12 protein-coding genes are annotated in these 12,073 nt (G+C 65.7%); 2 read left to right on the forward strand and 10 right to left on the reverse strand.

Translation table 11 applies throughout. The features are described from left to right. Positions 1-171: 171 nt before the first annotated feature. From MHN80_RS03215 to MHN80_RS03230, 4 genes are all read right to left on the reverse strand, one after another. Complete coding sequence (locus tag MHN80_RS03215) at positions 172-810, reverse strand: PaaI family thioesterase (RefSeq protein WP_004019452.1); 639 nt, start codon at positions 808-810, stop codon at positions 172-174. Positions 811-816: 6 nt separating this feature from the next. After that, entirely contained in the window at positions 817-1,884 is a 1,068-nt protein-coding gene (locus MHN80_RS03220) for an ecdysteroid 22-kinase family protein (protein WP_239399501.1), read from the reverse strand. A gap of 64 nt (positions 1,885-1,948) precedes the next feature. Further along, a complete protein-coding gene (locus MHN80_RS03225) occupies positions 1,949-2,782 on the reverse strand; it encodes an enoyl-CoA hydratase-related protein (protein WP_239399503.1) in 834 nt (277 codons plus the stop codon). Further along, entirely contained in the window at positions 2,779-3,585 is an 807-nt protein-coding gene (locus MHN80_RS03230) for a crotonase/enoyl-CoA hydratase family protein (protein ID WP_239399505.1), read from the reverse strand. The genes MHN80_RS03225 and MHN80_RS03230 overlap by 4 nt, the downstream gene beginning before the upstream one ends. A 151-nt stretch (positions 3,586-3,736) precedes the next feature. On the opposite strand from MHN80_RS03230, the gene MHN80_RS03235 reads away from it, so the two are divergent. Together MHN80_RS03235 and MHN80_RS03240 are read left to right on the forward strand one after the other, a co-directional pair. Continuing rightward, positions 3,737-4,528: an SDR family NAD(P)-dependent oxidoreductase gene (locus MHN80_RS03235; protein WP_239399507.1), complete on the forward strand. Its 792-nt coding sequence runs from the start codon at positions 3,737-3,739 to the stop codon at positions 4,526-4,528. A gap of 71 nt (positions 4,529-4,599) precedes the next feature. Then, entirely contained in the window at positions 4,600-5,751 is a 1,152-nt protein-coding gene (locus MHN80_RS03240) for an acyl-CoA dehydrogenase family protein (protein WP_239399509.1), read from the forward strand. 52 nt (positions 5,752-5,803) lie between these two features. On the opposite strand, the gene MHN80_RS03245 is transcribed toward MHN80_RS03240, so the two are convergent. From MHN80_RS03245 to MHN80_RS03270, 6 genes are all read right to left on the reverse strand, one after another. Beyond that, entirely contained in the window at positions 5,804-6,442 is a 639-nt protein-coding gene (locus MHN80_RS03245) for a TetR/AcrR family transcriptional regulator (protein ID WP_004019458.1), read from the reverse strand. Between the two features lie 163 nt (positions 6,443-6,605). Next, entirely contained in the window at positions 6,606-8,126 is a 1,521-nt protein-coding gene (locus MHN80_RS03250) for a class I adenylate-forming enzyme family protein (protein WP_239399511.1), read from the reverse strand. Between the two features lie 128 nt (positions 8,127-8,254). Further along, the gene (locus tag MHN80_RS03255) at positions 8,255-9,439 is read right to left on the reverse strand and encodes an aromatic ring-hydroxylating dioxygenase subunit alpha (RefSeq protein WP_064570004.1); all 1,185 of its coding nucleotides are present in this window, start codon (positions 9,437-9,439) and stop codon (positions 8,255-8,257) included. A gap of 195 nt (positions 9,440-9,634) precedes the next feature. Beyond that, positions 9,635-10,864: a cytochrome P450 gene (locus MHN80_RS03260; RefSeq protein ID WP_004019461.1), complete on the reverse strand. Its 1,230-nt coding sequence runs from the start codon at positions 10,862-10,864 to the stop codon at positions 9,635-9,637. Between the two features lie 2 nt (positions 10,865-10,866). After that, a complete protein-coding gene (locus tag MHN80_RS03265) occupies positions 10,867-11,097 on the reverse strand; it encodes a ferredoxin (protein ID WP_004019462.1) in 231 nt (76 codons plus the stop codon). A 2-nt stretch (positions 11,098-11,099) separates the two neighbouring features. Next, positions 11,100-11,969, reverse strand: a complete 870-nt coding sequence (locus tag MHN80_RS03270) for an SDR family NAD(P)-dependent oxidoreductase (protein ID WP_033204111.1) — start codon at positions 11,967-11,969, stop codon at positions 11,100-11,102. Positions 11,970-12,073 lie beyond the last annotated feature (104 nt).

The raw sequence follows: 12,073 nt of genomic DNA on the forward strand, positions 1-12,073 counted from the left end.
CTCGGTGGATCGAGCGCTTGGGGTCAGAACCCTGAACGCCGTCCACGGCCGCGGGCTGAACCCCAGGAAGTCGAACTTCGTCTTATCGCCGTGTGGTCTGGCGGGCGGATCCGCAACACCGACAGGGGCGGGGCCCCGGTCGACATGCCAGCATCCCGGACAACCGACAGATCAGGGTTGCCCAGGGCGCAGTACGACGAACAACCCGGTGGCCTCGGCGACCACGGTTCCGTCAGCGCGGAGACTCCCGGTGACGTAGATCTTGCGGCCCTCCGCCCGGTCGACGCATGCGGTGAACTCGAGCTCCGTGTCGACCGGCGTGATGTGGCGGTAGTCGACGTGCAGATTCGCGGTGCGACACCGCGGGCGTTCGGCTCCGGCGAGCCGGCCGAAGATCTCGTCGAAGACGAGCGGAATCACCCCGCCGTGCGCCGCGCCGTTTCGACCGAGATGGAAGCGACCGAGGCGAAGCGTGCCCTCGACGCGATCGGTCGTCTGCTTCCGGTAGCTCAGAACCGGCACCAAGGCCTGCGATCTGCCGGGAGAGTCCATCTGCGTACCCGCCAGCTGATGCGCCTCGTCGACGGCGAAGTCATCGAGCCGACCCGCGACGGAGCGCAGTTCGGCGGCCATCGCCAACGAGACCGCCTCCGTCGGCCGGGCAGCTGCCACCGAATTCTGCAACCGACGAACGCTGTCGATCAAGCGATCGAAGGCCTCCGCAGTGGCGGGATCCGATGTCGTCAGCGGCTCCCAGTCCCCGGCCTCCTCGCCATACCCGGGTTCAATCACCTGGCCGTCCAACGGCATCCGCGCTCATGCCAGGAGCATACCGATCGGGTCGTGGTCTTCGAGGGCGGCGCCGTAGCGGTGGGCCATCGCCTCGACCACCTCCGACGGCTGCATCACGGTCGGAACACACATCCACGCGAACCCGTGCAGGGTGTGCAGCCGGTATTCGTACCAGGCGTCTTCGTCGTCGAGATGCGGACCGCCATGACCGGCGAGCGCGTCGATGTAGTGTCGCAGCAACTCTCGCTCTCGACTCCGTCGGTCTTCGATGGTCAGCGCCGACCCGAGGAAGTACGACACGTCATGAGCCCACGGCGCGAGGCATGCCGTCTGCCAGTCGAGGAAGGCCGGCGCACTTCCCGGTACGCGATACAACTGAGCGAAGTGCGCATCACCGTGATTGATCGTGTGGGTGGCGGCGTCGTCGTGTTCCCACAGCTTCGCGAAACCCGCGCGCACCCGGGCATCGTCCCGAAGCCCAGCCGACAGATCCGGAACCTCGGAACGCTCGATCAGCGGATGGAACACCTCGGGACTCAGCATCACCGTGAACGCATCACGAGCGGCCTTGGCACCCACCGGGAGCCAGGTGCGCTCGCCCCTGCCACTCCCCCACAGCGCCGCGTGCCACTTCGCCTGGACTTCCAGCGTCGTCGCGATGTCATCGACCGACCACAGATCGGTCGCCTGGCCGAACTCGGCGCCTCGTGCCGTCAGGTCCTCCATGATGATGACGCCTTGATCGCGCTCGGTGGCCGAGTAGTAACTCGCCGGCACCTCCGCAGCGAACCCCGGTGCCAGATCACGGTAGAAGTGGCCCTCGAGCTCGTAGGCCGGCCCCAAGCCGAACGCACGACTCCGTTCGTCGAAACCTCCCTTGATGCACAGCTGGGCAGGGATGTCCCGGTCATTCACTGAATAGGTCAACGTGGCGAATACTTTGGTCGCCGATCCCCAGATGATTCGAGTGGTGTCGACCGCTTCGACGACGACCTGTCCATCCTTGGTCGTCAATGCGGCGCCGACCCACTCCGGGGTCAACTCGTCGACCGAGAACGGAAGTGTGGTCGTACGGGGTTCTGCCTGAGTCATGCAGGAACCATACATAGTGTATGGATGTGGTGTCAATCACAGATTGACAGGTAATCTCCGCTGGTCACTGCGACGATACGGACACCCGATCCGGGAACTCTGGTGCACGCTTGTCGAGAAAGGCCTGCACGCCTTCCTGTACATCCGCCGAGAGGCCGCGCCGGTAGAGGACCTCCGATTCGGCGCGGTGGGCCTCTTCGGGGCCCGATGCGCCGAGCGCTCCCCAGAGCAGCGATCGGGTGAGGGCCACCGAGACCGGCGCCGTCCCCGCGACCATCTCGTTCGCGACACTCAGCGCCCGTTCCAGGACCTGTTCCGCCGGAACCACTTCGCGCACCAGGCCGCGATCGAGCGCCTCGGTCACCGGGACCATCCGCCCGCCCAGCGTCCACTCCGCGGCCGTCGAGATGCCCACCACCCGCGGGAGAAACCAGGTCGAACACGCTTCGGGGACCAATCCGCGCCGGGTGAAGACGAACCCGAACTTCGCGGTGTCCGAGGCGATCCGGACGTCTGCGGGAAGTGTCATGGTCACACCCAAGCCCGCGGCGGGTCCGTTGATCGCGGCGATGACCGGTTTCTTCGACCGGTAGATACGGAGAGCCACCTGACCGCCCGCGTCCGGCGGTGCCGAGCCATCGGCCCCCGGGTCGTCCGGGAGGAAGGTGTCTCCCCCGCTCTCGAGGTCGGCCCCCGCGCAGAAGGCCCGACCGGTACCGGTCAACACGACCGCACGGACGTCGTCGTCGGCGTCGCAGGCATCGAACGCCTCGATGATGCCCACCCGGATGTCCTCGGTGAACGCATTGAGTCGCTCCGGACGGTTCAACCGCACGATCGCGACAGCGCCGACCCGCTCGAGTACGACCTCCTGTGACACAACAGCTCCCGCGCTCATCGACCCGTCCATTCCGGTGCACGCTTCTCGGCGAAAGCCCGCGGCCCTTCCTTCGCATCGTCACTGGTGAACACGGTGCGGATCGCCGAGGCGTTGATCTTCCACGACTCGTCGTCCCATCCGCGCTGCGCTTTCGCCGTCTCATGCATGACCCGCTTGCTCTCGGACACCGCGAGCGGCGCGTTGGCGGCGATCTCGGCAGCGAGCTCCAGCGCGACGGCGAGGGCGGTTCCCGCCGGCGCCACCGTGTTCACCAGACCCAGCTCGTATGCGCGGGCGGCCGACACGGGTCGACCGGTCAGCGCGATCTCGGCGGCCACCTTCTGCGGGACCTGCCGATGAATACGCAGAAGCCCCCCGGCGCCGGCGATGAGTCCCCGCCTGACCTCGGGTAGACCCACCGACGCCTCCTCGTCGATCACCGCGAGATCGGCGGACAGCATGATCTCGGTCCCACCGCCCAGCGCGAAGCCGTTCACAGCCGCGATGACCGGCTTGGGAACGTAGTGCCGCACGATCCCGGCGAAGTCCCATTCCCGATGGGCCGGGTCATCGATCCGGCGCCCCGCCGCGATCTCCTTCAGATCGGCACCGGCACAGAAGGCGCGACCGGCCCCGGTGATCACGATGACACGGACCGACGGGTCCTGCGCCGCCTCCTCGAGCGCCGCGCCCGCGGCCGTCGACAGAGCGGAGTTCACGGCGTTCAGAGCGTCGGGACGGTTGAGCGTGATGATCGCGATGTGATCGCGCACCTCGTAGCGGACGACGGACTCTGTCGCCGAGTCGCTGTCGGAAGTCATGGGTTCTCCTGTGGTCGTGATCCGGACGGGTCGAGATGGATACATCCCGGGCCTACCGCCGGCTTCCGCACTAAATCTTATGTGATTAGATAAAATCTGACAATCGCGGTGTCCCCGTTCTCGGGTTCCGCAGCGGACGAGAGGAGAAGACGTGGGCGCACGCGCAGCCGACGGGGCCACCACCGGCCTTCTGGACCTGTTCCGAGTGGACGGTCGGGTCGCTATCGTGACGGGGGCGGGATCGGGACTCGGAGCGGGGTTCGCACGTGCGCTGGCCGAGTCGGGTGCAGACATCGTACTGTCCGGCCGACGCCCGGATCCGCTGCGACGAACCGCGGACACCGTACGCGCGCTCGGTCGACGCGCACTTGAGATCCCGTCGGACGTCACCGATCCCGAACAGTGTGACGCGGTCGTCGGCGCTGCGATCGACGAGTTCGGTCGTGTCGACATCCTGATCAACAACGCCGGGCTCACCCACACGGCCCCGGCCACCCGGGAGCTTCCGGAGGACTTTCGCGCGGTTCTCGACGTCAACCTCCTCGGGAGCTACTGGATGGCACGGTCCTGTGCACGGGTGATGCGACCCGGTTCCAGCATCGTCAACGTGGGGAGCATGCTCGGACTCGTCAAATCTGCGCTGCCGCAAGCCGCTTATGCCTCGAGCAAGGCCGGCGTCCTCGGCCTGACACGCGACCTGTCCCACCAGTGGTCGGGGCGCAAGGGAATTCGGGTGAATGCGATCGCACCGGGCTTCGTCGAGACCGACATGATCGCGGAGATGTCCGACGAGGCCCGCACCGATTTCCTGCAGGGCTGTTCGCTCGGACGCATGGGCACGCAACGTGAGATCGACGCCGCCGTGCTGTTTCTCGCCAGCCCGGCGGCGTCCTACATCACCGGGTCGACCCTCGCCGTCGACGGCGGGACGTCCGGACACTGACGCCCCCCACATCACCACCCCGGCAACGCCGAGCACTCCCCCCTATCAGCCCCAGCACCACAGGAGAACCAATGCAGACAGATCTCTTCGACGCCGACCACGAGTTGTTCCGGGACTCGGTCCGGGCCTTCGTCAACAAACACGTCGTCCCCAAGATGGAGAAGTGGGACGCTGATCGCCTCATCGACCGCGAGACCTGGCGTGCGGCAGGCGCACAGGGCATCCTCGGCCTGTCGGTGCCGCTGGAGTACGGCGGCCCCGGTGAGACCGACTACTGCTTCCGCGTCGCCATCCAGACCGAGATCGCGAGGGTCGGCGCCTCCGCACTGCAGTCCGGCTTCTCCACCAACGACGACATCGTGCTGAACTACCTACTCCGTCACGCCGACGACGAACAGAAGAAGCGCTGGGTGCCGGGTTTCGTCACCGGCGACACCATCGGCGCGATCGCGATGACCGAACCGGCGGCCGGCAGCGATCTCCGCGCGATCACCACCACCGCGCGGCGCGAGGGCACCGACTGGGTGGTCAACGGCTCGAAGACCTTCATCACCAGCGGCATCCTCGCCGATCTCGTGATCGTCTTCGCCAAGACCGACGCGGATGCCGGATCGCGCGGCTTCAGTCTCTTCGTCGTCGAGGACGGGACCCCGGGATTCACGCGTGGCCGCAAGCTGGACAAGGTCGGGCTCCATGCACAGGACACCGCCGAGTTGTCCTTCGACGAGGTGCGGGTGCCCGCCACCAGCCTCCTCGGCGAGGAAGGCGCCGGTTTCGCCTACCTGATGCAGAGCCTGCCCCTGGAGCGGCTCGGGATCGGCATCGCCGCGCAGGTGTCGGCGGAGGCGGTCTTCGACTGGACCCTCACCTATGTCAAGGAGCGCAAGGCATTCGGCAAACCCGTCGGCGAGTTCCAGGGACTCGGGTTCACTCTCGCCGAACTGCGTACCGCGATCGAGGTCTCCCGGGCGTACATCGACCGATGCGTCCGTGAGTACAACAAGGGGACGCTGACCGCGGTCGATGCCGCGAAGGCCAAACTGTGGGCCACCGATCTGCAGGACAAGGTCATCGATGCGGGTGTGCAGCTCCACGGCGGGTACGGCTACATGATGGAGTACCCGGTGGCCAAGGCCTTCATCGACGCGCGTATCCAGCGGATCTACGGCGGCACCAACGAGATCATGAAGGAGATCATCCACCGCGATCTGATCCGCGACTAGGCGCTTGTCGCCGGACCGGTCACCATCCGTGTCCGGCGACAAGCCCACGCGTTCAGCGTTGTTGTTGAGCCGCCGCGGGCACGACGGTCGGCATGAACGCCGGAAGCACGAAGTTGTGCAACATCTCCCGGTGTTGCGGATCGTCGGGTCGATCGAAATCCAGCCGGCCGACCAGGATGAATTGGACCAGTGCGATCCACTCGGCGATCTTCTCCTTGTCGAGATCCCGCCGGATCTCGCCTCGGTCCATCGCGCGTTCGATGATCGGGTCCCACATCTCCGCGGTCAACCGCGCCGCGAGACCCGAACTGCCGACCAGTGATTCGGCCAGCTGCATGTGCTCCGGACTCACCAGGATCCGGATCAGCGGATCACGGCGACCTCGCTCGACCAGAAAGATCAACCCCTCCACGAGCTGATCGGCGAACGTCTCGTGCTCGAGAAGGTACTTCCGGGCCTTGTCGAACAGCAGGCGGGATCGCCGCTCGATCAAGGCCGACATGAGGGCGTCGCGGTCCTTGAAGTACCGGTAGACCGTCGGGCGCGAGACCCCCGCTTCCTTACCGATGTCGTCCATCGTCGTCTTCGCGACGCCGTACCGTTGGAACACGCGCTCCGCGGCGACCATGATCTGCTTGCGGGCCTCGTCCACATCCTCGCTGAGGACGTTGCCCGTCTTCCTGCGCGCCATGTCCACCTCCTGAGGGCAATGATACAAGATACAGATCTCGTTCTGTGTCCAGCCATCTGCAAAAGCAGGACGGACGCGAATCCTACGGACTGCGATCCGCGATGAACAGACAGCAGACGAGGCCACGCCCGGGAGGGCGATGGCCTCGTCTGCTGGAGCCTGGTCAGCGGATGCGATCGAACCTGGTGTCGACGTCCTTGTACTCGTCGCGGATGACGGTCTTGGCGATCTTGCCACTGGGCAGCCGAGGCAGCGGGTCCTGGCGGATGACGACGTAGCGCGGAACCTTGAAATCGGCAAGCACCTGCTTGCAGTGCTCGACGATGGTCGTCGCGTCCATGTCCTGCGACACGGTCACGATCGCGGCCGGCGTCTCACCGAACCTGTCGTCGTGCGCGGCGATCACCGCGACCTCCTCGACCCCGTCGATGGCACCGATCGCGATCTCCAGCTCCACCGGCGAGATGTTGATTCCGCCGGAGATGATCAGATCCTTGAGCCGGTCCACGAACTTGACCCGGCCCTCCTCGTCGGCGACGCCCAGATCGCCGCTGTGCAACCATCCGCCACGGATGGCCTGCGCGGTGGTCTCGGCATCGTTCCAATAGCCCGGGGTCACGCCCGGCCCGCGGACCACGAGCTCGCCCTCTTCCCCAGGCGCGGCTGGCTCGTCATCGGAATTGAAGACCTTGACCTCGGTGAAGATGGATCCGGTGCCACAGCGGTCCGGGAACTCCAAGGCCTCCTCGCGGATGGTCGCAGTGGCCACGCCGCCGGCTTCGGTCATGCCGTAGATCTGGCGCAGCAGGACACCCTTGTCCCCCCACCGCTTGAGGAGCTGCGCCGGCACGGCCGCCCCACCGACGATGGCGGTCTTCACAGACGACAGGTCGGCCTCGGCGAACTCCGGCGCCCGAGAAATGGCCTCGAAGATGAGTGGGACACCGAAAATGGCCTGGACCGAGTGCTTTTCGAGAAGCGTGACGGCATTCGAGGGATTGAGCTCGGGTTCCACCACCAAGGTCCCGCCCAGAACCGTGGTGATGAGCAGCCCGTACACCAGGCCGGGAGTGAAGGCGAGCGGCAGCACGAGCAGTGTGGTCGTCCCCGGCCGGAAGCCCTCCTCGGTGAGGGTGTTCTCCAAGACGATCGACATCAGCGTCCGGTTGGTCAGGACGACCCCCTTGGACAGACCCGTCGACCCGCTGGTGAACAGGATCGTCGTCGGCTCATCGGGTTCGAGATCCACGCGGTAGTCGTCGATTCCACCATCCCGCAGGTCCACGAGCTCCGTGTACGAGACGATTGCGAACGGCCGCCCCACCGCTGCGGTGTCCTCGGCGAGTTGCTCGAAGCCGGGAGCGACGATGACGACGTCGATTCCCGCTTCGTCGGCGATCTTGCGCAGTTCCGCGGGACGATAGCGACTGTTCAACGGCACCAGCACACCACCGGCCTTGAGCACCCCGAGAGCGGCCGCAGGCCACTCGAGTGAGTTGGGGCCGAGGAGCCCGACCCGGTTCCCGGGCGCGACACCCCTGGTCTCGACGAGAAGCCGGGCGATACGGCTGCTCCAGTCACGCAACGCGCGGTATGAGATCTGCGAACCGGAGAACACCACGGCGGTGGTGTCACCCTTGGTCCGGGCCCACCAGTCGAGTGCTTTGCCGATGGTTGCGGTCATGTTCGTACTTTCTTCTCTGTGGCAACTGACTTCGATGCGGCACGGCGGATCCCGAACCCGCCCAACACATATAGGATAAATCGGACAGTGGCGGCCGGGGCCGGCTTTCGCCGATCCCGACCCCCTCGTCAGGCGTTCAGTTCGGCACGCCCTTGCGCGACGAGCTTCTTGGTCTCCCGGCGGAAGACCTGATTCGCGATCTCGTTGCGGCCGAGCAGCATGTCACCGGCATCGGCGCTGCCCATACCGCGCTGCGAGTCGCGCAGCAGGGGGAAATCCTCCTGGTGCAACACGGCCAGCAGGATCTCCCAGTTCTTGTTCCAGATCCGGTCCCACTTCTCCGGCGTCATGCCGCTGTCCTCGACCTTGGGCACCAGGAGACGCTGCTCCATCCGCGACTTCGTGGGGTCGGTGGGATGCGGCCGGAAGGTCAGCAGCTGGAAATGGTCCGGCTGACGCAGCAACGTGCTGTTGGGCAGCAGGAAGTGCGTCTCGGTCACGAACTTGTCGAGTGGGATGTCGCCGGGATCTTCTTCGAGGAAACGGTCGATCGATTTGCGCGGGGCGATGAACCGGCAGTGTCGGCCGAAGTCCTCGAAGGCCATCACGTTGGTGTGGATGATCTTCCCGGCGGTGTTCGGGTGTGCGTACTGGATGTGGTAGCCGTCCAGGAACGCGTCCTGCATGATCTTCCAGTTGGTGGGTTCGTCGAATCCGCCGGCCCGAAAGCACACGAGCTTGTCCATCTCGTACTCGGCGAGCATCGGATCGATGTCGGGACCCAGCCACGACGCCACGTCGATCTCCGCATGCGCGTTGTCCACGACCCAGATGAATCCGTGGCGCTCTTCGGTGGGGATCTCGATGAGGCCGTGCTCTTTACGGTCCACCTCGCCGAAGGTCGAGTCGCGGGTGATCGTCCGGAGCGAACCGTCCGGATCGTATGACCACCGGTGGTAGCCACACGAGAAGATGCGGCAGCGCCCCTTCTCGCTCTGCTCCAACATCGCCCCGCGGTGACGGCACAGGTTCACGAAAGACCGGACGCTGCCGTCCTTCTGCCGCACGACGATGATGTTGTTGCGCGGCATCTGCACCGTGACGAAGTCGTTCGGCCGCGAGATCTCACTTCCGTGCGCGACGATCGACGGCACGCGGCCGAAGATGTGGTCGCGCTCGTCCTTGGCGAGCACCGGGTCGGTGAACTCGTCGGGTTCGAACTGCACGATGTCGTCGAACTCGTCGGTCGTCTCGTTGCGCAGATGCTCGAGCGCGCGACGGATTCGATCCTGACGGGGAAGCGAAGTGGTCATGATTCCCTCCGTGATGGAGCGGTTGTTGCGAGTGGGACAGTGCTCGCCCGGGCCGGGGCGACACTCCTTAAACCTACAGCAATAAGTTTTAACCGGCAATCAGCGGAGGCGATCCGATGGTGAGCCGGTGCGGCGGGGAGGTGAGAGGCAACCCGCCGCACCGGCCGATTCGGTGGCCGGCACACCACCGGCCGGTCAGGACTCGGGCGTGAACCGGATCGGCATCCGCACGCACCCGCGGACCTGGCTGGCATGGAACACCGGCGGATCGGACTCGACGAGTTCGTAGTCCGGGATGCGCCGATGCAGTTCTTCGAGAGCGATCGTCAGCTCGATCCGCGCCAGGTGCGAACCCAGACAGCGGTGCGCGCCTCCGCCGAAGGCCAGGTGACGGTTCGGCTTGCGGGTCAGGTCCAGCGCCTCCGGATCGTCGAACTCGTCCCCGTCACGATTGGCCGAGCACAGCATCAGGATGAGCTGTTCACCCTCGGCAATCGTCACCCCGCCCAGTTCGACGTCGCGGGTCGCGCGGCGTCCGGGAACGACGGCGGCCTCGATGCGCAGGATCTCCTCGACAGCGGTCGGGATCATGTCCGGGTCGTCGATGATGCCCTGACGCTGATCCGGATTGTTCACCAGGTGGACGATCGCCCAGGCGAGCGAGCCCTGCACCGTGTGCAGTCCCGCGATGAGCAGGAGGAAGAACATGCGATTGAGCTCTTCGTCGGTGAGCAGACGCAGCCCGTCCTGCATCTCCACCTCGGTGTGGATGAGCTGCGAGGTGACGTCGTCACCCGGGTTGGCGCGCCGCTCGTCGACCATCTTCTGGAAGTAGCCGAGCATCTGCATGCCGGCGATGCCGCGCGCCTCGAGGGATTCCTCCTCGGTGCCGCCGGGCTTGCCGAACAGGACGACGTCGGTCGCCTCGGTGAACAGCGGCGCGTCCTCGATGGGCCAATCCATGAGCGCCAGGAAGATCCGGGCCGGTAGCTCGTGGGCGAACGCGGAGATGTACTCGGCCTCGCCTTTCGCGGCGAAACCGTCGAGCAGGTCGTTGACCACGCCCCGGATCTCATCCGTCAGCTTCTTCATCCGCGCCGGACCGAACAGGGGCTGCAACGCTTTGCGATAACCCGTGTGCTCCGGGGGATCGAGCTCGATCGGGATGAACTTCCCGAAGGCCTCGTTGGTCACGAGGTTGTTGGGGTAGCTGGAGAAGGTCTCCGCGTCACGCAAGACCTCATGGATCTCGTTGTAGCGCGTGACGATCCAGTGCCCGCCGTACAGAGGCGAGTACACGACAGGACCCTTCGCGGCGAGTTCTGCCGCACGTTCTTGGAATCGATCGATCGGGGCTGCGATGGACTGGTCGTACACGTCGAAGTCGACGGTGACATCCTCGCGGGACCGTTCCGTAGTTGTCATCACTAGTCCTTGGGTGTGGTGGGTTCGATGGTCTGCAGCGCCAGTGCGCGTTCTGGACACATGGCGACGGCATCTCTGGCCAGGGCTGCTTCGTCCTGCTCGAGAGGGCGGTCGGGCACCACGGGGTCGCCCTGATCGTCGGCATCGATCAGATCGGGGGCGACCCCGTAGCAGAGGCCATGCCCGGCGCACGCCACGCGATCCACGGTGAGGGTGCTGGGCTGGGGGGACATGACTAGGCGTTCGGGTTCTTCTGGTCGAGGTCCTCCGGGAACCACATGCCCACGCGCGAGAGCGTTCCGCCGTCGCCCGAGCCGATCACCTGACCGGACATGTAGGCCGAGTCATCCGACGCGAGGAACAGGGCGATCTTCGCGTTGTCGACCAGTGACGGGGGACGATTGCGCTTCAGCGGGATCGGCGACACGTACGGATCCCACGGGCCGGCAACCTCTTCGTACGATTGCCCGACGACCGGAGAGCCGGCAGGCATCAGGAAGTTCGGCGACATGCCATGAACCGGCGCGATGCCATTGACGCGAATCCCGTAGGGACCCAGATCGAGACTGAGGCCACGGACCAGACCGTTGACCCCGGCCTTGGTCGCCGAGTACAGCGCGATCTGATGGTAGGCGACGAACGAGGCCGCCGACGAGGTGGCGATGATGGTACCGCCACCGTTGCGCTTGAGCGCGGGAACCGCAGCCTGCGCGGTGAAGATCACGCCGCTCAGGTTCACGCCGAGGACGTTGTTCCAGTCCTCCTCGGTCAGGTCTTCGAAGTCGACCTGCTCGCCGCCGGCGACGCTGGGAACACCGCCGCGGGAGACGACTCCGGCGTTCGCCCAGGCGATGTCGAGCTTGCCGTAGTGCTCGACGGTCTGATCGACCGCGGCGGTGATCGCGGACTTGTCCGCGACGTCGGCCGTGATGGCGATGGCGTCGCCACCCTGCTGCTCGACCAGTTTCACGGTCTGCTCGGCACGATCGGCGTCGATGTCGACCACCGCGATCTTCGCACCCTCGCCGGCGAAGAGCTGCGACGACTGCCTACCGAGTCCGGAACCCGCGCCGGTGATCAGCGCTACCTTGCCTTCAAGCTTCATGAGTTTCGATTCCTTGCTCTCGTTGAACGGACCGGCATCTTCGAAAGGCATTCGCGGACAACGCGGTGCCGCCGGATCCGGGGATGAGGTGCCCGAGAAGAACA

Origin of the sequence: Gordonia sp. McavH-238-E (assembly GCF_022348225.1) — a bacterium.
GTDB lineage: Bacteria > Actinomycetota > Actinomycetes > Mycobacteriales > Mycobacteriaceae > Gordonia > Gordonia terrae.